25 protein-coding genes are annotated in these 26,826 nt (G+C 45.8%); 19 read left to right on the top strand and 6 right to left on the bottom strand.

Translation table 11 applies throughout. From position 1 onward, the window contains the following. Positions 1 to 10: 10 nt before the first annotated feature. Positions 11 to 1,471, bottom strand: a complete 1,461-nt coding sequence (locus tag UNITIG_RS04855) for a ferrochelatase (RefSeq protein ID WP_101757380.1) — start codon at positions 1,469 to 1,471, stop codon at positions 11 to 13. Positions 1,472 to 1,772: 301 nt separating this feature from the next. Between UNITIG_RS04855 and UNITIG_RS04850 the strand changes: the two genes are divergently transcribed. The 4 genes from UNITIG_RS04850 (at position 1,773) to UNITIG_RS04835 (ending at position 7,231) form a co-directional block, all read left to right on the top strand. Next, on the top strand, positions 1,773 to 2,384 hold the full coding sequence (locus UNITIG_RS04850; RefSeq protein ID WP_159931092.1) for a HupE/UreJ family protein: 612 nt from the start codon (positions 1,773 to 1,775) through the stop codon (positions 2,382 to 2,384). Between the two features lie 267 nt (positions 2,385 to 2,651). Next, positions 2,652 to 3,662, top strand: a complete 1,011-nt coding sequence (locus UNITIG_RS04845; RefSeq protein WP_101757378.1) for a tryptophan--tRNA ligase — start codon at positions 2,652 to 2,654, stop codon at positions 3,660 to 3,662. 151 nt (positions 3,663 to 3,813) lie between these two features. Beyond that, a complete protein-coding gene (locus tag UNITIG_RS04840; protein WP_159931091.1) occupies positions 3,814 to 6,150 on the top strand; it encodes a DUF748 domain-containing protein in 2,337 nt (778 codons plus the stop codon). 124 nt (positions 6,151 to 6,274) lie between these two features. After that, entirely contained in the window at positions 6,275 to 7,231 is a 957-nt protein-coding gene (locus UNITIG_RS04835; RefSeq protein ID WP_101757376.1) for a response regulator, read from the top strand. Between the two features lie 48 nt (positions 7,232 to 7,279). On the opposite strand, the gene UNITIG_RS04830 is transcribed toward UNITIG_RS04835, so the two are convergent. Together UNITIG_RS04830 and UNITIG_RS04825 are read right to left on the bottom strand one after the other, a co-directional pair. Next, the gene (locus UNITIG_RS04830; protein WP_101757375.1) at positions 7,280 to 7,909 is read right to left on the bottom strand and encodes a glutathione S-transferase family protein; all 630 of its coding nucleotides are present in this window, start codon (positions 7,907 to 7,909) and stop codon (positions 7,280 to 7,282) included. 28 nt (positions 7,910 to 7,937) lie between these two features. Then, the gene (locus UNITIG_RS04825) at positions 7,938 to 8,576 is read right to left on the bottom strand and encodes a hypothetical protein (RefSeq protein WP_101757374.1); all 639 of its coding nucleotides are present in this window, start codon (positions 8,574 to 8,576) and stop codon (positions 7,938 to 7,940) included. A 204-nt stretch (positions 8,577 to 8,780) separates the two neighbouring features. Here UNITIG_RS04825 and UNITIG_RS04820 point away from each other — a divergent pair, with 204 nt between their 5' ends. Next, entirely contained in the window at positions 8,781 to 10,166 is a 1,386-nt protein-coding gene (locus tag UNITIG_RS04820) for an aldehyde dehydrogenase family protein (RefSeq protein ID WP_369809143.1), read from the top strand. Positions 10,167 to 10,244: 78 nt separating this feature from the next. Here the strand turns inward: UNITIG_RS04820 and UNITIG_RS04815 are convergent, their stop codons facing one another. Beyond that, positions 10,245 to 10,559: a hypothetical protein gene (locus UNITIG_RS04815; RefSeq protein ID WP_101757372.1), complete on the bottom strand. Its 315-nt coding sequence runs from the start codon at positions 10,557 to 10,559 to the stop codon at positions 10,245 to 10,247. A 209-nt stretch (positions 10,560 to 10,768) separates the two neighbouring features. On the opposite strand from UNITIG_RS04815, the gene UNITIG_RS04810 reads away from it, so the two are divergent. From UNITIG_RS04810 to UNITIG_RS04775, 8 genes are all read left to right on the top strand, one after another. Then, positions 10,769 to 11,704 carry an ABC transporter ATP-binding protein gene (locus tag UNITIG_RS04810; RefSeq protein ID WP_101757371.1) on the top strand — a complete coding sequence of 312 codons (936 nt, stop codon included), beginning with the start codon at positions 10,769 to 10,771 and terminating at the stop codon, positions 11,702 to 11,704. A gap of 24 nt (positions 11,705 to 11,728) precedes the next feature. Next, the gene (locus tag UNITIG_RS04805; protein ID WP_101757370.1) at positions 11,729 to 12,502 is read left to right on the top strand and encodes an ABC transporter permease; all 774 of its coding nucleotides are present in this window, start codon (positions 11,729 to 11,731) and stop codon (positions 12,500 to 12,502) included. Between the two features lie 21 nt (positions 12,503 to 12,523). After that, a complete protein-coding gene (gene queF, locus UNITIG_RS04800) occupies positions 12,524 to 13,345 on the top strand; it encodes an NADPH-dependent 7-cyano-7-deazaguanine reductase QueF (RefSeq protein WP_101757369.1) in 822 nt (273 codons plus the stop codon). 199 nt (positions 13,346 to 13,544) lie between these two features. Then, positions 13,545 to 14,954, top strand: a complete 1,410-nt coding sequence (locus UNITIG_RS04795; protein ID WP_101757368.1) for a hypothetical protein — start codon at positions 13,545 to 13,547, stop codon at positions 14,952 to 14,954. 269 nt (positions 14,955 to 15,223) lie between these two features. Beyond that, positions 15,224 to 15,703 carry an NADAR family protein gene (locus UNITIG_RS04790; RefSeq protein WP_101757367.1) on the top strand — a complete coding sequence of 160 codons (480 nt, stop codon included), beginning with the start codon at positions 15,224 to 15,226 and terminating at the stop codon, positions 15,701 to 15,703. 355 nt (positions 15,704 to 16,058) lie between these two features. Beyond that, entirely contained in the window at positions 16,059 to 17,354 is a 1,296-nt protein-coding gene (locus UNITIG_RS04785) for a PQQ-binding-like beta-propeller repeat protein (protein ID WP_101757366.1), read from the top strand. Between the two features lie 66 nt (positions 17,355 to 17,420). Continuing rightward, complete coding sequence (locus UNITIG_RS04780; protein ID WP_101757365.1) at positions 17,421 to 17,657, top strand: DUF1145 domain-containing protein; 237 nt, start codon at positions 17,421 to 17,423, stop codon at positions 17,655 to 17,657. Positions 17,658 to 17,954: 297 nt separating this feature from the next. Further along, complete coding sequence (locus UNITIG_RS04775) at positions 17,955 to 19,109, top strand: amidohydrolase family protein (RefSeq protein WP_101757364.1); 1,155 nt, start codon at positions 17,955 to 17,957, stop codon at positions 19,107 to 19,109. A gap of 41 nt (positions 19,110 to 19,150) precedes the next feature. Here UNITIG_RS04775 and UNITIG_RS04770 read toward each other — a convergent pair whose 3' ends face one another. Both UNITIG_RS04770 and UNITIG_RS04765 read right to left on the bottom strand, forming a co-directional pair. Further along, on the bottom strand, positions 19,151 to 19,732 hold the full coding sequence (locus UNITIG_RS04770; RefSeq protein WP_101757363.1) for a lytic transglycosylase domain-containing protein: 582 nt from the start codon (positions 19,730 to 19,732) through the stop codon (positions 19,151 to 19,153). A 5-nt stretch (positions 19,733 to 19,737) separates the two neighbouring features. Next, positions 19,738 to 21,468: a proline--tRNA ligase gene (locus UNITIG_RS04765; protein WP_101757362.1), complete on the bottom strand. Its 1,731-nt coding sequence runs from the start codon at positions 21,466 to 21,468 to the stop codon at positions 19,738 to 19,740. A gap of 111 nt (positions 21,469 to 21,579) precedes the next feature. Between UNITIG_RS04765 and UNITIG_RS04760 the strand changes: the two genes are divergently transcribed. From UNITIG_RS04760 to ruvC, 6 genes are all read left to right on the top strand, one after another. After that, complete coding sequence (locus UNITIG_RS04760; protein ID WP_101757361.1) at positions 21,580 to 22,002, top strand: HIT domain-containing protein; 423 nt, start codon at positions 21,580 to 21,582, stop codon at positions 22,000 to 22,002. 357 nt (positions 22,003 to 22,359) lie between these two features. Further along, positions 22,360 to 22,824: an HU family DNA-binding protein gene (locus UNITIG_RS04755; RefSeq protein WP_101757360.1), complete on the top strand. Its 465-nt coding sequence runs from the start codon at positions 22,360 to 22,362 to the stop codon at positions 22,822 to 22,824. 306 nt (positions 22,825 to 23,130) lie between these two features. Next, positions 23,131 to 23,373: an FmdB family zinc ribbon protein gene (locus tag UNITIG_RS04750; RefSeq protein ID WP_101757359.1), complete on the top strand. Its 243-nt coding sequence runs from the start codon at positions 23,131 to 23,133 to the stop codon at positions 23,371 to 23,373. A 78-nt stretch (positions 23,374 to 23,451) separates the two neighbouring features. After that, complete coding sequence (gene aspS / locus UNITIG_RS04745; RefSeq protein ID WP_101757358.1) at positions 23,452 to 25,227, top strand: aspartate--tRNA ligase; 1,776 nt, start codon at positions 23,452 to 23,454, stop codon at positions 25,225 to 25,227. A gap of 110 nt (positions 25,228 to 25,337) precedes the next feature. Beyond that, positions 25,338 to 26,084, top strand: a complete 747-nt coding sequence (locus UNITIG_RS04740; protein WP_101757357.1) for a YebC/PmpR family DNA-binding transcriptional regulator — start codon at positions 25,338 to 25,340, stop codon at positions 26,082 to 26,084. Positions 26,085 to 26,248: 164 nt separating this feature from the next. Continuing rightward, on the top strand, positions 26,249 to 26,770 hold the full coding sequence (ruvC, locus tag UNITIG_RS04735) for a crossover junction endodeoxyribonuclease RuvC (RefSeq protein ID WP_101757356.1): 522 nt from the start codon (positions 26,249 to 26,251) through the stop codon (positions 26,768 to 26,770). Positions 26,771 to 26,826: the final 56 nt, after the last annotated feature.

Below are 26,826 nucleotides of genomic sequence, written 5' to 3'. Positions count from 1 at the left end.
GCCAGGGTTTCTATATGGAGGTGGGCGTCATACCTTGCGATAATATTGAGTCGATGGATTTAAAGTGGGCCTGAACTAAGGGTTGGCGATATTTTCCAACCGGCACGCTGGTATAAATAATAGTGGTATCGCCCTGTTTAAATTCACGGGCTAGCGGCTCATCCCAGTTTGTGTAATCAATGGTTTGGTAAACATCGTAGCCATCAAATCCCTGGAAGTTCATCAGTGCATGAGCGAATAATGTATCTGTATTTTCAGTAATAAACTCTACCGGTAGGTTGATTACGTAATCATAATTATCTTCGATGCCTTGCCAAAAAGCGTCGTTAGTAGACTGGTACATATCCGTCATTTCAGCGAAATAATCTTGCGCAATAATGACTTCAGTGCGCGCAAAATTGTGTTCTTCTTGTAGGGTTTTAGTGATGTCGGATTGCATCGCACTGAGGTAGGGTTTAGATAATTGCAGCCATGCTTCGTTTTCGACCATCTCCCACGGCATACCATGAAAAGACGCCACCACTTTGACTGATTTGTCTTTTGGGATGCTGGCTAATTGGTCGCGTAATAGGTTTAGGTAGGCTTGTCTTAATTCAGGGAAGTCGGCTAGCTGTGGGGCAATAATGGTTTTGATTTCTTTGTTGTGCTGTTTTTCCCACTCTTTTATATATTCCATGCCTAATCTAACTGAAGCATTAAATTCTTCGTAGTGAGACATAATAGGACGTGGTGGTGCAAAGACGATGGTGTTGGCGCCGCCATTTAATAACTCGAACATGGCTTTGCGAGCTTCGCTGTATTTTTCGGTGTTTGCCCAGCGCCAGCTAACAGCGCCGTATTTTTTTTCAACCTGCTGCATGGTGGCAGCTACCAGTGCCTTAATCCCCGCTTCCTCAGGTACTCTGCCATCGGCCAAGCCGGCTCCAGCGCGGTGGTAATAGACTTGTGCTTTAGCCATAAATGATGCCGCCCGGGTAGGCATGCCTGCTTTGCGTTCTTTGAATAGAAAATATCCTGGTGTGGCTGCATCGGAACCTTCTACAAAGCTTATTTTCCCCTGATGGTATTTCTCTACATAGCTTAGGCCATCAGTGTCAGTGTCATTGCCATTGTGGTCAACTAGACGGGTAGGGGTAAATTCTTTTGTCTCAAAGTAACGTTCTGCATCATAGAGTGGGGTGCCATTATCCACTTTAAGCAGTTCTCTAATTGGCCAGGGAATTATTTTCAGCGGCTTGAAAAAAACGTTGTAGTAGACTTCTTCATCATATGTTTCAGGCAAAATCATCTGCGAAATATAGATTCCTACCTTCCCTTCAGGTTGAGTGTCTTGTTGTTGGTAATAGCTGTAGTAGTTAGGTTCCTGAAGTTCAGCCGGGGCATTTTTCAGCGTATAGGTGGCGTATAAGCCAATAGCGGAGATAGTTATTACCGATCCTATTGATAGGCCTATTTTTTTCCACGTTTTCACTGCTACCTCCCGCTTAAAACTACGTTAGCCTGTGTCGACTACGCTGCTTTTAATGATCATTTACTGAGATACGTCCGGGTTAATTGTTTAGATCATAAAAATGTGATCCGTCGCTAAAAACGCGTCGTAAAAGCTGTATTGGTAGCGGTGTAGGGGAGTGTTATTGTTTTGCTGTTATCTTATGACTCTGTTTTTGATTTTGACGCCAAGGTAGCACAGCACAATGAGAAAAATTAATGGCTTTAAGCCTGCTAATAATAGGCTGTTGATTTTACTAATAATGCTAGCAAGCAGCGTAAGTGTGCAGGCGCACCCCTTGGATGAAGCTGTGGCTGTTTTTGAGGAAATGACAGCCAGCGTAAGTATTATTCCCGAATTTATTGGGTTGGGATTTACCCACATTATTCCTAAAGGAATGGATCATATTCTATTTGTGCTGGGCTTGTTTTTTCTGAGTTTGAAGATGTCAGTGTTGTTTTGGCAGGTGACGGCATTCACCCTTGCGCATTCCGTTACGCTGGCAATGACCATCTTTGGTGTGATTGCTATTTCTCCCGAGATTGTGGAGCCGCTTATTGCATTATCGATTGCTGTAGTAGCATTTGAAAATATCTATCGCAAGGATTTAAAGCTATGGCGTGTTTTGGTGATATTTATTTTCGGCTTGATTCACGGTATGGGCTTTGCCGGTGTACTTGCTGAGTTGGGCCTGCCCGCTGACGCACAGTGGACGGCCTTGGTGGCCTTTAATATTGGTGTTGAATTTGGGCAAATAGCAGTAGTGCTAATCGCTTTGGGCGCAGTATGGTTAATGCGCAATAAACATTGGTATCGACAGTGGGTGAGTATCCCTGCATCTGTAGCGATAGGATGCGTCGGTTTGTTCTGGTTTTATCAGCGAGCTGTGTTGTAGTAGCCTAGTTGTAAAGGCTGATGTTATATCACTCGTACTTAAATTGCGCCACCGGTGATGGGTAGGCATGGTGTTCAATATCATCAGGGGTTGCTTGCGCCCCCATTGTGCTGGCCCGCCTATCTTGTTGTTTTGTCCATTCTGACTTTTGAAGGCTAATTAAAGGTCGGCTAAAAACCACCCATTTCCCTCGTTGAGCTAGCCAGCATCTGCTTCAGGCAGTATCATGACCGCGTTTTTCATCTATCAAATCATGCAGTTACCATTATGACCAAAGAACGTATTTTAACCGGTATCACCACCACAGGCACGCCGCACTTGGGTAATTATGTGGGAGCGATCAAGCCAGCCATAACCGCCAGCCATAACAGTGACTTGGATTCCTACTTTTTTTTAGCGGACTACCATGCCTTGATTAAATGTCATGACCCTATGCAGGTGCGTCAATCCACTAAGGAAATTGCTGCCACTTGGTTGGCTTTGGGGCTGGATACTGACAATAGTACGTTTTATCGTCAGTCTGATGTCCCCGAGATTACCGAACTCAGTTGGATACTGACTTGTATGACTGCCAAAGGTTTAATGAATCGTGCACATGCCTATAAAGCTGCAGTACAGGCTAATGAAGAGGACGGGGAAGATCCTGATAACGCTATTACTATGGGCTTATTCAGCTATCCGGTTTTAATGGCTGCTGATATTTTGATGTTCAATGGGAAGAAAATTCCTGTTGGTAAAGATCAAATTCAGCATGTTGAAATGGCGCGTGATATTGCCCAGCGGTTTAATCATCACTTTGATGATTTGTTTGTCTTGCCCGAGGCTGAAGTGAGCGAGGATGTGGCGGTCTTGAATGGGTTGGATGGCCGTAAAATGAGTAAGAGCTATAACAACACGATTCCGTTGTTTTTAACTGAGAAACAGTTGCAAAAGCACATTAATAAAATCAAAACCAATTTATTGGAGCCGGGGGAACCGAAAGACCCTGATGACTCGACGGTGTTTCAGATTTGGCAGGCCTTTGCCACTGAAGAGCAGAGCCAGTACATGCGTGAGCAATTTGCCAGCGGCATTGCTTGGGGACAGGCGAAAAAGGAATTGTTCGGTTTGATTAATGACGAAGTGGGCCCAGCTAGAGCACGCTATGAGGAACTGATGGCCGATGGCGCATATATCGAGCAAGAATTGCAAAAAGGCGCAGTGAAAGCTCGGAGTTATGCTTCTGGCTTGCTGAAGAAGGTCCGTGCCGCAGTGGGTATTGCACCAATCCTGTCCTAGTTTTTATCGGTTGTTCAATAACAAAGTCGCCATCTGGCGGCTTTTTTACTATGGGGGCAAAGCTATTGGCAATGACATCACATACCCCTACACTAGTTAGCTCTTATTTATTAATAATGTCTTCGCTATGACTCATTCAAGTACTCAGTTTATGGTTCGTCATAAAAACAAATTGCTAGCGATTGCTGTGGCTTTTGTTTTGTTTATCTCGCTACTCCCGGTGGGTGTTAAATGGTATTTGGTCAAGGTGCTGCGGGATTCGGATTTTGAGCAATCTGTCATAGAAGATATGGATATCAATTTATTTGCGGGCGATATCGAGATCGATAATTTACAACTCCGCAACCAACAGCAAGACAAACTGGAGTTTGCTTATCTGGGTATAAAATTTGCGTGGAATGGATTCTTTGGCGGTGGCATTGTGATCGAATCGCTGGAAATTCGTGATGCTAATTTTGCGGTCATTGAAAGCGATGATGGCCAGTTTGAAATTATAGTGCCCTTAAATACCAATCCTGAAGATGCGTCGGCTACCAGCGAGGAACAAGCAGATTCAATAGCTTTGCCGCAGCTTGATGTGGAAGTAGTGAAATTATCCAACGTTCATATAGATGTCCGCACACGGTTTGCCAGTGCTCCGCTGATCATTAAACAATTAGAGTTAACCAGAGTTTCAACCTGGGAAGATCGCGTGGCTGAATTGACCTTTGACGCTAGTTGGGCTGGGGCACCCATTTTTTTAGAAGTAAAGGCGCAACCCTTAGCCACAAAGCCGGAGCTGAATGGAAAGTTAGTCATTAAAGATTTTCCATTGGCGTCAATTAATGGTTTGTTAGTTGCACCCGTTGGCAAGTTCAATGGCGCTGTGGATGTTGATTTATCGATTCAGGCACAGCGCGAAAGTGACGATAGTATACCGTTGAAGGTAGCTGGAAATATAACGGTTAATCGTTTGGAATTGGATTATCAGCAATTACAAATAAACAGTGAAAAATTTCACTGGCAGGGTGAGATGAATGCGTTGCTATTGGCTGAGCCGCTCAGGTTTTCAATCGCATCGACACAAACTATTGATCAATTATCGGTGGTGGACGCGGATAATAAGCTCTTGTTATTGGCCTGGGACACTTTGGCGATTAAGCAGTTACAAGCGGATGAAACGATTAGGGCGCAATGGGATAGTTTGACAATTGAGGGTTTGCTGGCGGTTAAGCCTGCAGACGCCAAACAAGCGTTATGGCAGCAAAAGAATTTACTGTTGTCTAAGTTGTCAGCTAGCGGCGATAAAAAAATCCATGTTGATAGTTTAAATTTGGATGGTCTGGCTATGCATTTGCTGATGACTGAACAGGGTGAACTGGATGGCTTGGCGTTGTTGCAATCCAGCTTGGATAATTTAAGCAATGGCGACGCTAAGCCCGCTACAGAGCAGGCAGGTGCTGCCAACGAACCAGGCTATAGCGTTTCCCTGGCGAACTTTTCAGTTTCCAAAGGCAGTGTGATTCAATTGCGAGATAAACGCTTTCAGCAATCATCGGCCAATGATTTAATCATTGATACCTTGTCACTTAGTCAAATAGATCAGTCGAGTGTTGAGCAGTATTCACCAATGAAGATAAAAGCCGGATGGGGTGAGTTTGCTACTATCGATATTGGTGGTGAAGTGGCTTTGTTTGCGGAGTACCCTGCAATGAAAATAAAGGGTGATATTCATTCTATATCGCTGCCGGATTTATCCCCTTATATCGAACCGGCACTGGGCTATCAGTTTTCCACGGGCCAATTGGATTATCAATTTGATCTGGCGCTGAAACAGCAGCAAATTGATATGACCAATAAATTGGATATACGACGACTTGAAATGGAAGGTTTGAAAAATCCAGCAAAAGAATCTTTGGCAGCTACTTTGCCGATGCCGTTACCGATGGCACTCAACATTTTAAAGGATAGCGATGGCCATATTGATTTGTCGGTGCCAGTTAAGGGGGATTTAAGCGATCCCAGTGTGGGTTTGAATTCATTGGTCAACAAGGCTTTAAGCCAGGCATTGCAAAAAGGCTCGGTCAGTTATCTTCAGTTTGCATTACAACCCTATGGCGCAATTGCGTTTGCAGCGGGTTATATCGCCGAGCAAGCGGGGACGATCGCTTTCGAACCAGTGCTGGCGGAGCCGAACGCGGTGGCTTGGTCCGGGTCGCAGCAACAATATGCCGATAAGCTGGTGAGCGTGTTAAAGGCGCGTGAAGGTCTGAGTTTAAACTTGTGTGGCAGCAGCAATTTGCAAGATAAAGAAGCCATGTTGGCGATGCAGTCATCGGTTGTTAGCGCTGATGCATCGCTGCAGGATAAATTATTGTTATTAGCCAGTGAGCGCAGCAAAGCACTGCAGCGCTATATGATAGATCAAGGTGTCGATGCCAAGCGGCTATACCGGTGTAAGGCCGTTTATCAGGACGGCGCTATTGCCGGGGTACTAATTTCGATGTGATGCAGTTCAGTTTTTTATCACTGCGCTTTGTATTTTCGCAAATTCCAACTAATTTAGAAGGGCTGGATGCGCACTCTTCATCCGCAACTCATTCATTCAGGAAATCATTGCGGAGCTGTTGCCCATGTCTATCGAAGTTATTCATAAAATCATTCTTCATCCATTTATCAAAGAATCCATCCATTCATTGTCTGCAATGACGCATATGGACAGTAAGGCAGGCGATATTTTTGAAGATAGCGTCGATGATTTTCGTTTCAAAGGGTATGCCGTGTGCTCCGAGATTCAGGGTGAATTGGACGGAGTGATTTTAATGCACCACTACGAAGAGACCGCTCTAGCTATTGGCGCCAGTGTATATGAAGGTTTTGCCGGAGCCGCCGCCAGTAATATTGAATCGCTGAATCAGGATTTATCTGATGCGTTGGCAGAGTGGGGAAACACGATAGTAGGGCGGGCAACAGATTTGCTGGCCAAACATAATTTAGGTTTTAGTTTTTCTGCACCGCAGACTGTCGTCAATCTTGATGATATGAGTCAGTACCTTAAGGGCGTTGAAACAATTGTTACTGTTCCTATTCATGTTGAAGGCGTCGGACGTTACTTTTTTAATCTATTAATTCGGAAAACAGCCACTGACCACTCTATTGAAAAAATGGTCGATGCCAAAGATACGGTTGAAACCACGATCACACCCTTGGCAGCTCCATTGCCAAACGATGCTAAAATTTTACTGGTAGATGATTCTCCGCTGATTCGCAAAGCATTAAGCCGCTACCTCGATAAATTGGGATATAACAATATTCTAGAAGCCAGTGATGGCGATGAGGCAGTCGATATTGTTGCTGCGCAAAACCCTGACTTCCTCTTTATGGATATTGTTATGGGCAAGATGAACGGCGACATTGCGTTGGAAAAAATCAGGATGAGCAATAAGGATGTGGCGATTGTGATGCTGAGTTCGGTCACTGACAGTAGTGTCATTAGTAACTGTCAAAATTTAGGTATTCAGGGTTTTGTCATCAAGCCCTTGAATAGTGATACTGCCCCGGCCATTTTATCCCGCTGTTTGGGGCTTTAAGCTTAATGGGTTGGGCCGTTATTAAGTAGTTACATAACGGCCCCAAGTTTAAATGCCGGCCTCGGTTTTTTCCCGTTGTTGTGCTTTTAATAAAGCGGGACGATTGCGCAGGCGTTGTGAGTAATCTTGCAGGTTTTGTTGTGGCACCTGCTGCTTAAAGCTAATAGCCCATTGCAGTGTTTGGCCTAATAAAATATCGGCGGCGCTAAAGGCATCACCTAAAATATAGTCCTTCTTACCCAGCCCCTGGCTGAATAAATTCAGTGCTTTTTGCAGCTCCCAGTCCGCAGTAGGGAAAATTTCTTTAATCCGATGCTCACTGGGTAGGGCAAACTTATGTTTGGCCCTTGTCCATAATGGCTGTTCTAATTCGCACATAGCAAAATGACACCACTGGTCGTAATGGCCACGCTGAGGGGTGCCAGCCTTGGGAACCAGATCTCCATTGCCCAGTTTGTCTCCCAAATAAGTAATAATCGCAGCTGATTCGGTTAGCAGTAAATCGCCATCGGTTATTACGGGCACTTTACCAGCCGGATTAACCGCTAAAAATTGCGGGGATTGGGATTCGCCTTTACTAAAATCCACCAGCGAGTATTCATAAGGCTGTGCTAATTCTTCCAGCATCCAGCAGACTCTCAGTGAGCGAGTATTGGGGTAGCCATAGACAGTAATCATATTGTTGATCCTTTATCAGTGGGTGAGTTTACATGGGCATTGGATTGATCGATCTGGCCTTGCGCATAATGGCTTTATCAATAGTGGCACCGCTAGCCAGAATACCTTCTTGCTTAAGCTCCATAGTCAGCGAATCTTCGATAAAGCTTTTGGCGCGATTGTAGGCGCGATCATCGGCTGCGGATTCAATCATAGAGAGATATTTTTTCTCAAGATTGTTAAGAGCCAGTTGAATGCCCGGGTTGCTTTGTTCCAGACTTTTGGCTTTTTGAATGGCTTCATGGGCAGATTGGAGTTGTTGCCGTGGTTGGTCTGTCTGGCCGGATTCCAGCGGTTGATAGGCGACTTCCATTAGCTGCTGGGCCTGTTCTAAATAGCGCTGGGCTGCGCTGGCTATAATTTTATCCAGTTGTATCTGGTATTCGGCAATTCTATCCGCAGAGGTTGACGTTTGTTGCTGGGCTTGCGCGAGGAGTTGCTGGGCGAGAATGGCGTCACCGGCGTTGATAGCTGCTTCGAGTGCGCTAAAGTCGTAAGCTTTAGCAGATTGCGTTGTACTTTTGGGGGCTGTAGCTGTGGGATCAGGCGCTGTGGGGTCTGAGCAAGCTGTGATCAATATAATAGTGGTTATGATGAAACTACTGGGGGATAGTTTTTGTGAAAGCATTGTGGTTATCTCCTGACCCAAGGGTTTTATGCAGGCTGAGGTTAACACTGTGTTCATAGTAGTTAAACAAAAAGTAAGCTTGTAGCACTGGCTAAAATACGGTTGAAGTTGTCTAATAGTTGTCCGCAGATATTTGCGTCAATGTTTAAGTGGATAGGAGAGAGTAATGCGTATCTATGACAAATTTTTATCAATGGCGAGTGGGTGGCTCCAGTAACAGCAAAATCGTTAGAGGTGATCAATCCATCAACCGAACAAGTGTGCGCAACGATTTCCATTGGTTCGGCGGCCGATGTGGATAAAGCGGCAGTGGCGGCCAGGCAGGCATTTAATACTTATGGTTATAGTAGTCGTGAATTTCGCATCGAATTACTGGCATCGATTTGTGCGGTGTATCAAAAGCGTTATAGCGATATTGCCGATGCCATTTCCGAAGAGATGGGTGCGCCTACGAAATTGGCTGTAGAGGCGCAAGCGGCAACGGGAATCGGGCATTTGAGTACAGCTATGGAAATACTCAAAAATTATAGTTTTGAAGAAGCAGTCGGCAATAGTTTAGTGATGAAAGAACCGATTGGCGTATGTGGTTTGATAACACCCTGGAATTGGCCAATCAATCAGATTACCTGCAAAGTAGCCCCAGCGCTGGCGGTTGGTTGTACAGTTATTTTAAAACCCTCAGAGGTAGCGCCTTTATCGGCGTATATATTTAGCCAGGTGATGGAGGAGGCTGGCGTTCCCGCAGGTGTATTCAATATGATTAATGGTGATGGTCCGGGCGTGGGTACCGCACTGTCCTCTCATCCCGAAGTAGATATGATGTCGTTTACTGGTTCTACTCGTGCCGGTGCGTTGGTCGCGCAAAATGCTGCGCCAACGATTAAGCGGGTAGCGCAGGAATTAGGTGGTAAGTCTCCCAATATTGTATTGGACAATGTGGATCTGGAGGCGGCCGTTACGCGCAGTATGGAGGTTATGTTCAGGAATACCGGGCAGTCTTGTAATGCGCCCTCGAGAATGTTGGTTCCTGCCGCTAAAATGAAGCAGGCGGCAGCTATTGCGGCAGCATTTGCCGCAGACTTGGTGGTCGGTGATGCCAAAGCGGAAGGTACTACTATGGGGCCAGTGGTGAGCGAAGTGCAGTTCAATAAAATACAAAGCTTGATTCAACAGGGTATCGATGAAGGGGCTACATTGGTTTGTGGTGGTGTCGGTAAGCCGGAAGGGCTAGAGCATGGGTATTTTGTTAAACCGACGGTTTTTGCTGATGTAAATAATGAGATGACTATCGCCAAGGAAGAAATTTTTGGTCCGGTGGTAGTGATTTTGCCTTATGACGATATTGAAGAAGCCATCGCTATCGCCAATGACACCCCATACGGTCTGGCCGGATATATTCAGGGTGATGATATGGCACAGGTGCGAGCAGTCGCTTCACGTATCCGCGCGGGTAATATCAATATCAATGGTCAGTCTGGAGATTTGCTGACACCGTTTGGTGGCTATAAACAGTCAGGTAATGGTCGCGAGTGGGGCGCTCATGGCTTTGCCGACTTTTTGGAAGTGAAGGCTGTTTCAGGGTTGGCGTAAAGTAGAGGTGGTTAAATTGAGGCTGCGCTTAGCTAAAAGTTGGCGCAGCTTCGAATGCTTTTACGCATTACCGTGTGCTTAGTGCCTGGTCGATTCCTCAGTATCAGCAGCGGCAAATTGCTCCATTTCCTCTTCGGACAAATAGTGCATACAGGATCCACCGACTGACCATAGTAGTTCCCTGGGGATTGCCGGGGTAAAGTTTGGATAAAACATTATCAAGTTATTGAGTAGTTCCTGCGCAATAAAGGTGTAGTCTTCGCTGCTGTCAAAGGTGCTAAATAAATGTTCAAATTGTGCGTTGATGGCGTTGCCGCTGTCATCTTCAGGTATGGCTTGGGCTATGGCCTGATGCAGTGTTCTTAATGCTTGTTCAATTTCTGCTCTGATCATTGGGTGCTAACCTTGTAGTCATTGTCTTTGAGGATAGTAGCGCGGCTAGTATAACGCTTTACTGGCTCTTTTTGGTGGCCGTGCGGTATTTTCCTCAACACAGCGCGTCGTCAGATAAAATCGTTTCCGGCCTTGAAAAAAGCACTTCGTGGTACCATCTATCTCCTTTGATTTATAAATCGTGACTAAATACAACGACAGGTAGGACAATGACCACCGCATTATCAATTAAGCAGTTGGCCAAGGTGTATGGCAATGGATTTGAGGCGCTTAAAGGCATTGATTTGACAGTGGAGCAAGGGGATTTCTTTGCGTTGTTGGGCCCCAATGGGGCGGGTAAGTCTACGACCATAGGGGTGATCTGTTCACTGGTGAAGAAAACCGGAGGTCAGGTAGAAATATTTGGTCACGATATCGACAAAAATTTCTCACTGGCGAAAAAAGAATTAGGTATTGTTCCGCAGGAGTTTAACTTCCCGAATTTTGAAAAAGTGATTGATATTCTCGTTAATCAGGCCGGTTACTATGGGTTACCGAAAAAATTAGCTACCGAGCGTAGTGAAAAATATCTGAAAGCGCTGGGCCTATGGGAAAAGCGATCTGAAGCTGCGCGCAATTTGTCTGGTGGCATGAAGCGCCGCTTAATGATTGCCAGAGCCTTGGTCCATGAACCGCGGTTGCTGATTTTGGATGAACCCACCGCCGGCGTAGATATAGAGATGCGCCGCTCTATGTGGGTATTTCTGCGAGAACTGAATAATCAGGGTACTACCATCATTTTAACTACGCATTATCTGGAAGAGGCTGAAAGTCTGTGTCGCAATATTGCCATTATTGATCATGGCAGCATCGTGCAAAATTCCAGTATGAAAAGTTTGCTATCGCAACTGCATAAAGAAGTACTTATTCTGGATGTGACACAGCCATTAACCGAGGTCCCTGAAATAGAGGGCTTTAATTGTGTTTTGTCTTCAACGGATAGCAGTTCTCTGGAAGTGGATGTGGCCAAAGGACAAAACATAAATGATTTATTTGTATCGCTTAACAAGCAGGGTATTGCGGTGTCCAGTATGCGTAATAAGGCTAATCGTTTAGAAGAGTTGTTTGTTAATTTGGTAGCTAATGGCGCTACCGAACAGTCTTAATTATTTTATAACGGCGAATATATAATGAGTTTTCAAGAACAGTTAATTGCGTTAATGACTTTGGTGCGCAAAGAAATTAAACGCTTTATGCGGATTTGGACGCAAACCTTAGTTCCGCCGGTTATTACGATCACCCTGTATTTTATTATTTTTGGTAATTTGATTGGCAGTCGCATTGGTACCATGGCTGGTGTGACGTATATGGAATTCGTGGTACCTGGTTTAATTATGATGTCGGTGATCACCAGCTCCTATACCAATGTTGTCTCATCGTTTTTTGGTGCCAAGTTTCAGCGTTTTGTGGAAGAAATTCTGGTATCGCCTACGCCAAATTATATTATTTTGTTGGGCTATGTGATGGGGGGCGTTGCTCGTGGATTAGGCGTGGGGATTATTGTGACGTTGGTTGCTTTATTTTTTACTGACCTACAAATTCACAGCTATACCGTGACTATTGCGATAGTGGTCTTAACCTCGGTGTTTTTTTCGATGGCAGGTTTTATCAACGCGGTCTATGCTAATTCCTTTGACGATATCTCTATTATTCCAACGTTTCTACTGACCCCTTTAATTTATCTCGGTGGGGTGTTCTATTCAACGGATTTACTGCCTGATTTCTGGGCGGGCGTTTCAAAGATTAATCCTATCTTATACATTGTTAATGCTTTCCGTTATGGGGTATTGGGGATTAGTGATGTGAATGTCACATGGTCATTAATTATGGTACTGGTATTTACGGTGATCGCTTATGTGTTCAGTGTTCATTTACTTAATTCGGGCAAGCGCTTGCGTCAGTAGTACAGCGATAAGGTTGCTAAGATGAGTGATGAGAATTCGGAGATTTTGTTAGGTAAAGCGGTAGCTTACGTTGATCAGTATACGCCTGCGCTGTTGTTTGCCATCGCTAGAAAAGACTCTCGAATCACTTTGGGTATTCACGACGCGCAATTGCCGTTTCATGGCGTTGATATATGGAATGCCTATGAATTGTCATGGCTGAATAATAAAGGTAAGCCGCAAGTGGCCTGTGCTGAGTTTTATGTTCCGTGCCAATCACCGAATATTATTGAGTCGAAATCATTCAAGCTCTATCTCAATTCTTTTAACCAGACCAAATTTACCGATTGGTCGCAAGTGCAAGCATTAATGGTGCAGGATTTATCCGCCTGTGCCGGGGCTGCTGTTAGTGTCAGCTTGTTGCCAGTGAGCGATGCTGGATTAGCGCCAGGTAATGTACCGGGAGAGTGCCTGGATGCGTTGGACATTGAGATTACTCGCTATAGCGCGGATCCTAAATTGTTAAGGACTTCCAGTAAGCATATTGAGGAGCAATTAAGCAGTCATTTACTGCGTTCTTTATGCCCAGTGACCGGTCAACCTGATTGGGGCAGCTTACTGATTCATTACTCAGGGGCTAAGATTGAGCGAGCGGGTTTATTGGAATATATCGTCGGTTATCGCCAGCATCAGGAGTTTCACGAACAATGTGTGGAACGAATTTACTGCGACATTATGGCTCAGTGTAAGCCGCGGCAGTTATCTGTTTATGCGCGGTATGTCCGCCGTGGTGGCCTGGATATTAACCCGTTCAGAAGTTCCATAGAGCAAAACCCTAGGAATCTGCGTTTATTTCGACAGTAATCGGCAGCAAGGATTTGGGATTATTTCCAATTGATTGAATATTGACCGCTTTAAAGTGGCTAAATCCATACGTCTGTACCATACTTACCGAATTATAAAATATGTATAGTTTCAGTGGCTTAGCTAGAGTTCTTCGGGCTTGAAGTAAGATTGGTAATTGATCATCAAGCTGGCTGGCTACTGTGCTATGGAACACTCTATGCCTGATTCAAATATTCTCCTGTATATCTCTGCCGAGTTAGCTGTCTTGCTGCTACTACTCTGTGGTTTTTTATTGATACATGTGGGTAAGTTAAAAAAGCTGATTGCTGAGCTTGAAGCGAAATTGATTGCCCTGCGGCAGACGCTCGGTAAATCACGGAAAGAAACCAAGAAAGCGCTAAAAAAATTAGCGGCCAAAGAAAAAGTAAAGCCGAAAGCCTTTTTGGATTATATGGATGAAGAAATTGAGGGGACCCGTGAGCATCACAACTCGTTAAACCCTGATCGCGATATCGTGCTGGATATTGCCCCGGATACCCCGCTGGATCGTCAAGCAGCTTCATTGCGGCATGCTTTTTTAATTGCCGAAAAAGAAGCCCGTTATGCCGGTGGTGAAGAAACGTCAAGTTGGGATGTGTTACAGGCCAAGTTTCAACAGATAATCCAGTTTTATCAAAGTGCACAACCGGAAGCCAAAGCTGAAGAGCCGGAATCGGAAGACTCAAGCGCCAGTGATGAAAGCACGGACAGTAGTGACAAAGAGAGTAATGCCAAACTCATTGCCAAGTACACCGAAGAAATTGAAGCGCTGCAACGTTATAAGGATAAGACTGAAGGGCTTGAATCCAAGTGGAAAGCAGCCAAGCGGCAAGCTGATGTTTATTACGAACAGCTAATGGAAATGAGTAGAGAGTTATCAGCGGGCAAGGAATTTGATGCGCTGATGGAGAGTTACTCTTCTGCCTTTGATGAGCTTGGCAATATGCTGGGTGGCGACGGTGATAAATTAACTTCGGATACCAAGCCTGATTCGGGAACAAATGTTGGTCAGGCAATCATTGCGCATCAGAAAGAAGTGCAGCGCTTACGGAATGCGTCTATTGATCAACAAAAAGTGATCGCAGAATTAAGGAAAAAACTGGAAGGTGCTGATAGCAAGGAAGAACAGCAGCAAACCATGGCTGAGTTAAGCGAGCAGCTAGAAAAACAGCAGCGTTTCCTACAAGAAGCAGAAACCTGTACCCAATTGATTGAAGATGAACTTGATCGTGCGCTGCAGGAAAATGAAGAGTTAAGAGCTAAGCTTGAGCAGGGTGTTAGTGCAAATCCAGCAACAGAAAAAGATGCTGATTCTTCAGATGAAGAGATTTCTCAAATTGAATCGGTGGTGAATGAATTGACCAATGAAGGCAAGGACATGCTGAGCACCATTGCTGCACTGGAGGAAGAAAACCAAGGCCTAAAATTTCAATTGGAGGCTGCAGGTGGTGATGATGGAGCGACAGCCGGTCATGTTGAAATCCTTAAGTCCAAGCTGGAAGAAATGCAGCAAGAATTATTAAATTTGCAAACCCAGCATATCGAATTGGAAGAGCGCTATATGGAGCTGAAAGAAAGTCAGGAGTGAGCGCTCAGTCATTGATGAGGTAGTAGCTGCTTAATTGTAGAAGTGCTCAATAGTGGTCATTGCAAGCTGTCTCCTTTTTTATCGTTAGGCCCAAGTCCTTTATTATTTCACACCCCTTTGGGCAAGTTTTGCTCATCTACTACTGCCGTTTCTGCCTGATTTGACTGTAGCGATCATTTTATTAAGCAAGGCTTACAAGCTGGTAATACTCGCGAACCCAATCGTAAAAATAGTTTACACTCGGTTAACTTTTTGAAGGACTCTTTGCTATGTCATCAGGTATTTTCCCTGAGAGCGACGAAAGCGCTATTTATCTTTCCCGTGCAGATGTCAGTAATGTATTGGGCACATTTTCCAGACACAACTTTCAGTTGGAGGGAAAGCTGTGGCCGTCAGTGGAGCATTATTTTCAGGCGATGAAGTTCCAGGATGAGTCGGTGCAGGAGCAAATTCGATTGGCGGCACATCCCAAGCAAGCCCGTAAAATGGGGCGTAGCCGGTTTAAAAAACTGCGTGCGGATTGGAAGCGAGTTAAAACTACTGTAATGACGCGCGCGGTTTATACCAAGTGCCGAACTTATCCTGAAATTGCCGAGGAGTTGTTGGCAACCGATAACAGAAAATTAGTGGAAAATAGCCAGTATGATTATTATTGGGGGTGTGGCCGCGACCGCAGAGGAGATAATCAATACGGTGTGGTGTTGATGAATGTGCGCGAAAAACTTCTCCAAGAGAAAAAACAGGCTTAAATAATTACTGGATAAGGGCTAAGTGGGTACATGGAATGATCTATAGAAAAACCAGAATGCTTTTTAAAATAGTAGTGTTGATGGCAGTAACGTTGACTGTTAGTGCACAGACCGAGTATGAGGGGTGTACACAAACGGTCACTGCCAGTCAGCAGCTTTTGAGTACGGGGTGGAGTGATGATTTAGTGCAGACGAGATATCGCGACTTAGCGGTGGCAGGCATTGGGGCCACCGATTTGCCGAGCTTAAGTTTACGCTGGAGCTTTGTGTTTGATGATACTGTGCATCCCCGCTCTGTGCCAGCAGTGACTGACCAGATGATTATTGTGGGGAGTGAAGAGGGGCGGTATTTGCGTTGGACCGCCAGTCTGGTTGTGTTTACTGGCGTTACCAGGCTGAGGCCGAGGTGCGTACTGCAATTGAAATCGGTAGTGTCGATGGTCAACAATTGGTATTTTTTGGTGATCAGGATGGTTGGGGATACGCGATAAACATTCAGGATGGCCGGCAACATTGGAAAGTGATGTTGGATGCACATCCCATCGTCATGATTACGGGCTCGCCGGTATTTTATCAGGGTATGGTTTATTTCCCCCTTTCTTCTTTTGAAGCGGGCCATGCGCTCAATCCTTTTTACAACTGCTGTACCTTCCGCGGCGGCGTCAATGCCTTGGACGCCAACACCGGTAGGTCTGTGTGGAAGACCCATACCATTACTCAGCCGCCCAAACCGGTAAAACGAAATGTGATTTTTGTGCGGCAATATGGCCCGTCCGGGGCGCCAGTATGGTCTGCACCCACTATTGATGTTGAGCGCGGAGTGCTCTATGTCGGTTCGGGCCAAAATTACAGCGAGCCTGCAGAGGGTGGCAGTGATGCTATTATGGCAATGGATTTAAAAACAGGTGAGCTGCGTTGGAAGCAGCAACTGCTTCGCAATGATATTTGGAACGTGGCCTGCATAGGTGGGATCTCAGTCAATTGTCCCGATGAGGAGGGGCCAGATTTTGATTTTGGTGCGCCTCCAATACTGATTAAAACCAGTCAGGGACGAGACATGATTTTGGCCGGTCAAAAGTCTGGCATGGTGTATGCGCTAGATCCGGCCAATAGTGGTGCAGTGGTGTGGTCAAAGAAAATGGGTCGCGGTGGCATCCTGGGTGGTGTGCATTGGGGAATGGCTGCAGCTAATGATGCGCTTTATGTGCCGATATCCGACGCTGATTTAATGGGTAAAGTTATTGCAGGAGAGCCTAATCCATCGATCAGTAAGTTGGATGTAAATACCGGTGAGCTTATTTGGCAGACTAAAGTGAATTTTTCTTGTGTAGATAAGTCCGGAGAGGCAATTAAAGGTTGTCGCAATGGTTTGTCCGCAGCAATAACGCTGATAGATGGTGCGGTTATTGCGCCCGGTCTGGATGGAGTGATTCATGCTTATGCGACCGATACAGGTATTGAATTATGGAGCTATGATACCAAGAGAAATTATCAGGGAGTGAATGGTTTATTGGGGAGCGGCGGCACGTTGGATGCTGGTGGTGTAGTCGTTAGCGACGGCTTGTTATTAACCAATTCCGGCTATGGCGGTATGGTTAGTGCCGGTGGTCGCGAGGGTAATGTTTTTTTAGTGTTTGAGTTGTCGCCTTAACGTCTGGTTACCATCGTCGTTATAGGTCTGGCTGTTTTAATAAGAATAATTTTTGAGGAAATTATAATGGTTAAGTTAATCGTCATCGCCGTGTGGGCCGTTTGTGTTGCCAGTTTTTTTGTGGCTATGCCAGGTCCGTTAAACACCATTTTTTATTGGGTTACGCTGTTTTTATTGGTGGCGCATACTATTGAATGTGTGGTTTTTGCCAAGCGTGTAATGAAAGCTGAAGGCAATAAGTTATGGCACTTTATCCAGGTGTTTATCTTTGGCGTGGTGCATGCGCAAACGCTGCCAAAATAGCAGACTGATGTAGAGTGGAATCGTTGTTCAGGGAAGAAGTTGATGTGTGTTATTAGTTTTTAGTGAGTAGTGTTTTAGCGCTGCGTCCGCTGTGCTTTTCTTAACATTGTTTCATTATACCTTGGTCGAAAAATGCTCTAAGGTGTTTGTTATAAGGTCATTAAATTTTGTCTTTTTTGAGGGTCCGACGGCTATGAGTAAGTTGTTGATGATTAGTTCTGATTGTCATGCAGGGGCATTGCCCAATATGTATAACGATTATATGCCATCCGCTTTTCACGCAGAGGCTAATAGCTGGTGGGTGAATTATACGCGCGAGATGATTGGTCGAATGGGTACTTTTTTGATCAGGAAGAAGTGGAAAAATTTACCCAGATGGCGGGAGAAGAGGGCAATGCCAAGTTTCAACAAGGCGCGCTCAATGAGTCTAAAGAATTAAGTGATGAGCAGTTAATGGCAATGCTCAGTGATGAGTCAAGCCCCTTTGCGCCGCGCCGTGGGGAATTTGATGCTGCAGTGCGCTTACAGGAACTGGAAGATGACGGCTTAGCCGGAGAAGTAATTTTTCCACAGATGGCGCCATTTGGCGCGGGCTTAATGCAATACCGATACGCGGTCACCGACGAGCAAAGTTTACAGGGTATTCGCGCTTATAATCGGTGGCTGGCTGATTTTTGCAAGGTCAATCCAGGGCGTCATGCCGGTGTTGCACTTATCGATGTGAATGATATTGCTGTCACCGTTCAGGAAATTCGTGAAGCAAGAAAAGCCGGTTTGTTTGGAGGCGTTTTATTGCCAACCAGTACTGGCCAACACCCTTATTATCATCACCCGCGCTACGAACCTATATGGGCAGTGTGTGAAGAGCTGGCAATGCCAATTCATACGCATTCTGGTTGGTCACCTGATTATGGTGATGTGCCTGCCGCTACGCCAATGTATATCACTGAAGTTGATATGTGGGCGCGCCGCCCATTCGCCGCCATGGTGTGGAGTGGCGCTTTTGAGCGTCACCCCCACTTGAAATTAATTTTTACTGAAGCCGGTTGTGCCTGGATTAGCGAGTCTTTGCGTTGGTTAGAGCACAAGGCGCAAAACCCCTTATTTGCGTATTTCAAAAAGGGCTTAAATCTAACCCCTACCGAATATTTTCAGCGCAACTGTTTTATGGGGGCTTCCTTTATTGGCCCGCTGGAGATGGAGGAGCGGTATAAAATTGGTGTAGACAAAATTATGTGGGGCTCGGATTATCCGCATATGGAAGGGACTTGGCCAAATACTATGACTGCTTTGCAGCAATCTTTCGGTACTGTGCCGGAATTAGAGGTTCGTAGTATGCTCGGAGAAAAAGCTGCTGAAGTGTTTGGGTTTGATCTGTCGCAACTTCGTTCAGTTGCTGATCGGGTTGGTCCTGAATTATCGCAAATTCAGACAGCAGTAGCCGCGGATTGATCGCGGCTACTAAAGATAAACTCTGCTTAAATCCTTAAGCGCTACTGCTCGTTAACATACCAGCGGTCGCGCCAGGCATCCATAACCCGTTCCGGGTACCAGTATTTCCCATAACTGCCGTTATATCGCGCCAGCGCCTCCATCCAATTACCTTGTTCCTTCTGTAAATAGAATTGCAAAATACGGCAGCCATAACTGAGGTTGGTATTAATATCGGTAAGGATGTCACTAGGGCGCCCGATTTCTTTTTTCCAAAACGGCATCACTTGCATCAACCCTTGTGCGCCGGCACGGGAAATGGCGTATTGATCGAAGCGGCTTTCAATTTGAATCAGGGCCAGCACTAAATCCGGTTTTAGCTCAGCCCGAGTGGCTTCGCGATGTACCGCTTTTAACAAATGTAATCGTTGCTTGGGGTCTTTAATAAACGGTTGTAAGCGTGAAGACATGTCCACTAGCCAGACTTCGGCATCGAAGCGATCTTCAAAGCTATCCGCTTTGCTAATAGTTTGTTTTAAAAAAGCGCGTAATTCTTGTTTTTCATTGGGGTGGGGCTGGCTTGCTGTAACAGCATTAGCCAGCACTAACGATACAATCAAGGTGAAGTAGAACCTGATTGACATGGTGATTACACTTTTTTGATAGTTTGCTGTACGAAATTTAAGATATCGGCCAGAGCTATATCTTGATTATCGCTATCACCACGCCCTTTATACTCCAGTTCGCCTTGTTTTAAGCCGCGATCGCCGATCACTATGCGATGTGGAATACCCATTAACTCCATATCGGCAAACTTCACACCGGGTCGCTCATCGCGGTCATCCAATAGCACTTCATAGCCCAGCTCAGTTAATTCGTTATAGAGCTTGGTAGCATGCTCAGCGACTTCAGCAGACTTTTTCATATTGAGAGGGATTAGTGCGATTTGGAATGGCGCAATGGCATCTGGCCAGATAATACCCCGGTCATCGTTATTCTGCTCGATAGCTGAGGCGACAATACGGGTAACACCTATACCGTAGCAGCCCATTAACATGACCTGATCTTTACCATTTTCGTTGAGTACGGTGGCATTTAACGCTTCTGAGTATTTGGTTCCCAGTTGGAAAATATGGCCCACTTCGATACCGCGTTTGATTTGTAGCGTGCCGTTGCCGTCGGGGCTAGGATCGCCTTCCACCACGTTGCGAATATCTTCAATGCGCGTGGCGTGGCAGTCCCGTTCCCAGTTAACGCCGGTTAAATGGAAACCGTCTTCGTTGGCGCCGCAAACAAAATCTGCGAGCTGGGCAGCGCTTCGATCAACAATGGTTGCTATGGATAGTTTTACCGGGCCTATAGACCCTGTCGAGCAGTGAATGGCCTGTTTGATTTGTTCTTCGCTGGCAAATTGGATCGGGTTGGCGACACCGGCCAGTTTCTCTGCTTTGATTTCATTCAGTTCGTGATCGCCGCGTACAATTAGTGCCACTAAAGGTGCTGGTGTGGTGTCGTCATCGGTTTCACCCAGTACTACTAGCGTTTTGATTATCTGTTGTGGTGCTACTTTTAAGCCGGTGCTGACCTCTTCAATACTATGCTGGCCGGGTGTTGCGACTTTATCCATGGTCTGGTTTGGGCTTGGGCGCTCGCCTGCGGGGGCGATTGCTTCTGCCATTTCGACATTGGCTGCATAGTCACTGCTGTTACTAAAGGCGATATCATCTTCACCGGAGTCAGCCAGTACATGAAATTCATGGGAGGCATTGCCGCCAATAGAACCGGTGTCCGCAATGACCGGCCGAAAATCCAGCCCTAGACGGGTAAATATATTGGTGTAAGTGGCATGCATGATGTCATAAGTTTGTTGCAGCGAAGCCTGATCGTTATGAAATGAATAGGCGTCTTTCATGATGAATTCACGGGAGCGCATCACCCCAAAGCGAGGGCGAGTCTCGTCGCGGAACTTGGTTTGTATTTGATAAAAATTTGCGGGTAGTTGCTTATAGCTTCTGATCTCGTTGCGAATAATATCGGTGATGACTTCTTCGTGGGTCGGCCCCAGACAAAAACTGTTGTTATGGCGATCAGTGACGCGTAGTAATTCCGGGCCATACTGTTGCCAGCGCCCCGATTCTTGCCATAGCTCGGCGGGCTGTACCACCGGCATTAAGACTTCCTGCGCTCCGGCTTTATTCATTTCTTCGCGCACAATTGCTTCCACTTTGCGCAATACTCGTAGCCCCATAGGCAGCCAGTTATAAAGTCCGGATGATAACTTGCGAATCATCCCGGCCCGCAACATTAATTGGTGACTGATAACGACGGCATCTGAAGGGGTTTCTTTGACGGTGGCAATAAGGAACTGGCTGGCGCGCATGTGTATACTGGCTCTATGTGTTGTTGATTAAATTGAAAGGCGCATTCTACGTCTGTTCCTACATTGGGTACAGTGTCGGTGTCGACATAGCTTGTAAATAGAGGTTTTTGTATGTTTGAGTTGCATCCGCAGTTAGCAAAGGATGGTATTGAGGTCGGGGATTTGAGTCTCAGCAAAGTACTGTTGCTAAATGATAGTCAGTTCCCCTGGTTGGTGTTGGTTCCACGCAGGGAAGGTATCAAGGAAATTTTTCAGTTGGAATTAAAGGATCAAAGTACCTTACTGGAAGAATCTAGTGCTGTTGCTGAGATGATGGCTGATTATTTTAAAGCCGATAAAATGAATGTCGCCGCCTTGGGTAATATGGTGCCGCAATTACATATTCATCATATTGCTCGCTATCAAACTGATTTAGCTTGGCCTCGCCCGGTGTGGGGAGCAGCTCCAGCAAAGCCTTATGAGGAGCAATTTTTAACGCAGCGGCTTGAGCAATTACGGCAACGGCTGTCAGGTTTTGGCCTCCAATATCCCTGAAACAGTTCAATTTGATGGCGGTTTTAGCTGTTTTTTTTGGAGGAAATTAGAATTTTTTGGCTAAAGTTATTTTGTTTTGGTTATCGATAGTGATTTTAGTTTATCAGCGTTTTTGCTTTGTAATTTTCCAGATCTGTTATGAAAGGGTAAAAAAAGGGCTTTTTTTACTTTTTAGTACGTCAAATCAAGAAAAATGCTTGTATTGCAGTATATTCTGGACTATACATTGCGCAGACACTGTATATATAGGTTTAAACGTATTTAAAAATTTGGTTTTCTCCGGTTGTGCGGTGTTTGGAGTGAAACAAAGATTGGACTAATAACTGAGTTAATTTAAACAACATAGGGCTAACGAAGATGGCAACTAAAAAGAAAGCTGCACCCAAGAAAAAAGCTGCTGCCAAAAAAGCACCAGCAAAGAAAGTAGCGGCCAAAAAGGCACCTGCTAAGAAAAAAGCACCAGCAAAGAAAGTAGCGGCTAAAGCTGCACCTAAGAAAGCAGCTGGTCCAATCAAAGCAAAAATGACCAAGAGCCAGATGTTCACCGATATTGGTGAGGCGACTGATTTGAGCCGCAAGCAGGTTGCAGCAGTGTTTGATGAGCTGGAATCATTAGTAGGTCGTAGCATCTGCAAAAAAGGCTTGGGTGAATTCACTATTCCTGGTTTGATGAAAGTCACAACCGTTAAAAAGCCAGCTAAGAAAGCGCGTAAAGGTATCAATCCTTTTACTGGCGAAGAGCAGATGTTCAAAGCCAAGCCTGCCAGCATCGCAGTTAAAGTTCGTCCTTTGAAGAAATTGAAAGAGTTCGCAGCTAGTTAATCCAGCCGCATTCTCTATTCCGGATCCCCTGGGCCGACTTAGGTCCGGGGTATCCTGCTACTCCCCCCTAAATCAGCCTCATGTTGCTGTGCTGAGTATTCCCTTCTACATTAAAATTTCCTGTATTTTCAGTTGATTAGCCCTGTTTCTGGCAGATGAATAAGGTACTATTCCCAGCCGTCAAATTGGCTTTCGCCGTGTGCCCGGTTTTAGGGTATAATCGCGCGATTTTTCGCCCTGAGCTGTCCCTGCGACCTTTGTTTTAAGGGCGATTTTATAGCAATGTAGTTTTAAGGTAATCGGTCTATGCCTATTTATGAATATCAATGCCCAGCTTGTGAGCACCAGTTTGAGCAGTTGCAAAAGCTGAGTGATGACCCCTTAAAGGATTGCCCAAGTTGCGGCAAGTCGCAGTTAAAAAAACTGATTTCAGCGGCAGGTTTCCGCCTTAAAGGTGGCGGCTGGTATGAAACTGATTTTAAAACCGGCAACAAAAAGAATCTGGCCGGCGCCGATAGCGCGCCAAAAAGTGCTAGCCCGGAGAGCTGATTTCCCAGCTGATTAACCCCAGCAAGCCCGAGATTGTGTGCTTGCAACACTGACAGTATTTAAAGGATCAACTTAACCATGCGTTCTCATTATTGTGGCACCATCACCTCGGCAAATATCGACGAAGAAGTTACTCTTTACGGCTGGGTAGACCGTCGTCGTGATCACGGTGGGGTGATATTTCTTGATTTGCGTGACCGCGAAGGGATTGTGCAAGTGGTATTTGATCCCGATACCGAAGAGCATTTTAAGCGTGCTGACAAAGTGCGCAGTGAATATGTACTAGAGGTTAAAGGCCGGGTTCGAGCCAGAACTGAAGGGACTGTGAATGCCAATATGGCTACGGGTAGTATTGAAGTTTTGGGTAAACAGCTGGAAATACTAAACACCTCCGCCACGCCCCCGTTTCAGTTGGATGAACATATCGCAGTCGGGGAGGATGTTCGTCTTAAGTATCGCTATATTGATCTGCGTCGTCCGGAAATGCTTGAACGGTTGAAACTGCGTTCGCGTATTACCTCGTCAATTCGACGCTATCTTGATGACAACGGTTTTCTGGATATCGAAACCCCCATTTTGACCAAGGCTACTCCCGAAGGCGCGCGTGATTATCTGGTGCCTTCGCGCACCCATGAAGGCAAGTTCTTTGCGCTGCCGCAGTCGCCACAACTTTTTAAGCAGTTACTGATGGTGTCGGGGATGGATCGCTACTACCAGATCGCCAAATGTTTCCGCGATGAAGACTTGCGCGCCGATCGCCAGCCAGAATTTACCCAGATTGATATTGAAACGTCCTTTATGGATGACCAGCAAATCATGGCGATTACCGAGAATATGATTCGTGGTTTATTTAAAGAGGTGTTGGATGTTGAGTTGGGTGAATTCCCGCATATGCCCTATGCCGAAGCGATGGATAGATTTGGTAGTGATAAGCCGGACCTGCGGATTCCGCTGGAATTGGTCGATCTTAATGATTTGATGCAGCAAGTGGATTTTAAAGTGTTTAATGGTCCAGCCAATGACCCCAAGGGTCGCGTTGCCGGTTTAAAAGTGACTGGTGGGGCGCAAATCAGCCGCAAGCAAATTGATGATTACACCAAATTCGTCAGTATTTATGGGGCCAAAGGATTAGCCTGGATCAAAATCAATGATCTCGCCGCCGGTGTTGAAGGCCTTCAATCTCCTATACTCAAATTCATGCCTGACGATATCGTTATGCAGATGATGACCCGTCTGGAAGCGGCAGATGGCGATATTGTGTTCTTCGGTGCTGATAAAACCCGTATTGTTAACGAAGCATTAGGTGCGTTGCGGGTTAAGGTTGGTGAAGACCTTGGTTTGATTGAGGGTGATTGGGCGCCGCTGTGGGTAGTGGACTTCCCGATGTTTGAAGAAAACGGCGAGGGTGGTTTGACCTCGTTGCACCATCCATTTACTGCGCCGGCGTGTTCACCAGAAGAACTTGCCGCCAACCCTGAGCAGGCGTTATCGATCGCCTACGATATGGTGTTGAACGGCACTGAGCTGGGTGGCGGTTCGGTACGTATTCATCAGCCGGATATGCAACAAGCGGTATTTAAAGTGCTGGGTATAGGTGATGAAGAGGCGCAGGAAAAATTTGGCTTCTTGCTTGATGCGCTAAAGTTTGGCGCACCACCGCACGGCGGTTTGGCGTTTGGTCTGGATCGTCTGGTGATGTTAATGACTGGCGCTAAATCTATCCGCGATGTTATCGCCTTTCCTAAAACCCAGAGTGCGGCTTGTGTCATGACCGATGCACCGGGTAATGCTGATAACAAGCAGTTGCGTGAGCTGCATATCAAATTGCGTGACAAGCCTAAGGCCGCAGAGTAGTAGCCCTTGTTATTGCAGAGGTCAGCAGTGTCTGGCTTCTGCTAAAGTGCTTACCAATAAATACAATAATCAATCGAGTGAGTGTCAGAAAAAACCGGAGGTTTTGATTTATGGCTGGTCATAGTAAGTGGGCCAATATCAAACATCGAAAAGCTGCGCAGGATGCGAAACGCGGTAAAGTTTTCACCAAAATCATTCGTGAACTAGTCGTTGCTGCCAAATCCGGTGGTCCCAATCCCGATGATAATCCCAGTCTGCGGGCAACTATGGATAAAGCGCTGACGGCTAACATGAAGCGCGATACCATCGATAAAGCCATTGCCCGTGGCGCCGGCACCAATGACGAAGATAATTACGAAGCCGCCACCTACGAGGGTTATGGCGCTGGCGGTATTGCGGTATTGGTTGAATGTCTCACCGATAATCGCAACCGTACCGTTGCGGATGTGCGTCATGCGTTTACCAAACGCGGTGGTAATTTGGGCACTGACGGTTCAGTGGCCTATTTATTTACTCGTACCGGTCAGCTTGGATTCGCTGAAGGCGATGAAGATCAAATTATGGAAGTGGCATTAGAGGCTGGCGCTGAAGATGTACTTGCTAATGATGATGGTTCGATTGAGGTAGTGACTGCCTTCGAAGATTTTTCAGCGGTTAAAAATGCCATGCTTGCTGCAGATTTTACGCCGGATTACGCTGAAGTGACGATGTTACCAGCAACCACTATCGCCCTGGATAAGGAGGGCGCTGAAAAGGCGCTGGCATTGATTGATATGCTGGAAGATCTGGATGATGTGCAAAATGTCTATACCAATGCAGATATTTCCGATGAGATTTTAGAGCAGCTCGATTCCTAGCCGCTAGTGGTCAATACAGGCTCTCGATAGCTAATTGCTAACTACTGAATAAAAATACAGTAAAAAGCGGTTGCCACTATTGTGGTGACCGTTCCTTCCTGACAGAATAAGCGCACTATAATTGCTATAAAAGCAGATATTCTGAAGCTGATGCCGTTACCACCATGTCTTTAATTCTCGGGATTGATCCCGGCTCGCGTAAAACCGGATTCGGCATTATCAATGTGCTGCGGGATCAGCACGAGTATGTTGCCAGCGGCGTGATTAAATTACCGGTAGAGCATGATTTGCCCGACAGAATAAAAGTTTTGATCGATAGTTTGGCAGAAATTATTGAAACTCATTGCCCGCAACAAGTGGCGATAGAACAAGTATTTATGGCAAAAAATGCCGGTTCTGCATTAAAGCTGGGGCAGGCCAGAGGGGCGGCGATTGCCGCTTGTGTCGCTCAACAATTAACCGTAGCGGAATATTCAGCGCGGCAGATTAAGCAGGCTGTTGTTGGCTCTGGCGCAGCCAACAAAGAGCAAGTTCAGCATATGGTAAAAACGCTATTGAAGCTGCCAGCTATGCCGCAGGAAGATGCGGCTGATGCATTAGCTGCGGCAATTTGTCATGCGCATACCCGTGCCAGTTTAATTAATTTAGCCGGTGTCAGCCGGATACGTCGAGGAAGAATGCGTTGAATTATCCGGTGAAAAACCTGCTGTTAAGCGTTGTCTGTTTTAGACGTATTGCAATT

The sequence above is a fragment of the Oceanicoccus sp. KOV_DT_Chl genome, from assembly GCF_900120175.1.
Classification (GTDB): Bacteria; Pseudomonadota; Gammaproteobacteria; order Pseudomonadales; family Dasaniaceae; genus Oceanicoccus.
Note: the sequence above shows the minus strand (reverse complement) of the source record. Positions and strands in the feature narration are given on the sequence as shown.

Bases quoted from the DNA above. Each gene is read 5' to 3' on its own strand.
- UNITIG_RS04760 (WP_101757361.1), top strand. From the start codon at position 21,580: ATGTTTGAGTTGCATCCGCAGTTAGCAAAGGATGGTATTGAGGTCGGG.
- ruvC (WP_101757356.1), top strand. From the start codon at position 26,249: ATGTCTTTAATTCTCGGGATTGATCCCGGCTCGCGTAAAACCGGATTC.
- UNITIG_RS04840 (WP_159931091.1), top strand. From the start codon at position 3,814: ATGGTTCGTCATAAAAACAAATTGCTAGCGATTGCTGTGGCTTTTGTT.
- UNITIG_RS04845 (WP_101757378.1), top strand. From the start codon at position 2,652: ATGACCAAAGAACGTATTTTAACCGGTATCACCACCACAGGCACGCCG.
- UNITIG_RS04790 (WP_101757367.1), top strand. From the start codon at position 15,224: ATGTCATCAGGTATTTTCCCTGAGAGCGACGAAAGCGCTATTTATCTT.
- UNITIG_RS04815 (WP_101757372.1), bottom strand. From the start codon at position 10,559: ATGATCAGAGCAGAAATTGAACAAGCATTAAGAACACTGCATCAGGCC.
- UNITIG_RS04765 (WP_101757362.1), bottom strand. From the start codon at position 21,468: ATGCGCGCCAGCCAGTTCCTTATTGCCACCGTCAAAGAAACCCCTTCA.
- UNITIG_RS04835 (WP_101757376.1), top strand. From the start codon at position 6,275: ATGTCTATCGAAGTTATTCATAAAATCATTCTTCATCCATTTATCAAA.
- aspS (WP_101757358.1), top strand. From the start codon at position 23,452: ATGCGTTCTCATTATTGTGGCACCATCACCTCGGCAAATATCGACGAA.
- UNITIG_RS04750 (WP_101757359.1), top strand. From the start codon at position 23,131: ATGCCTATTTATGAATATCAATGCCCAGCTTGTGAGCACCAGTTTGAG.
- UNITIG_RS04740 (WP_101757357.1), top strand. From the start codon at position 25,338: ATGGCTGGTCATAGTAAGTGGGCCAATATCAAACATCGAAAAGCTGCG.
- queF (WP_101757369.1), top strand. From the start codon at position 12,524: ATGAGTGATGAGAATTCGGAGATTTTGTTAGGTAAAGCGGTAGCTTAC.
- UNITIG_RS04795 (WP_101757368.1), top strand. From the start codon at position 13,545: ATGCCTGATTCAAATATTCTCCTGTATATCTCTGCCGAGTTAGCTGTC.
- UNITIG_RS04805 (WP_101757370.1), top strand. From the start codon at position 11,729: ATGAGTTTTCAAGAACAGTTAATTGCGTTAATGACTTTGGTGCGCAAA.
- UNITIG_RS04830 (WP_101757375.1), bottom strand. From the start codon at position 7,909: ATGATTACTGTCTATGGCTACCCCAATACTCGCTCACTGAGAGTCTGC.
- UNITIG_RS04810 (WP_101757371.1), top strand. From the start codon at position 10,769: ATGACCACCGCATTATCAATTAAGCAGTTGGCCAAGGTGTATGGCAAT.
- UNITIG_RS04825 (WP_101757374.1), bottom strand. From the start codon at position 8,576: ATGCTTTCACAAAAACTATCCCCCAGTAGTTTCATCATAACCACTATT.
- UNITIG_RS04770 (WP_101757363.1), bottom strand. From the start codon at position 19,732: ATGTCAATCAGGTTCTACTTCACCTTGATTGTATCGTTAGTGCTGGCT.
- UNITIG_RS04780 (WP_101757365.1), top strand. From the start codon at position 17,421: ATGGTTAAGTTAATCGTCATCGCCGTGTGGGCCGTTTGTGTTGCCAGT.
- UNITIG_RS04755 (WP_101757360.1), top strand. From the start codon at position 22,360: ATGGCAACTAAAAAGAAAGCTGCACCCAAGAAAAAAGCTGCTGCCAAA.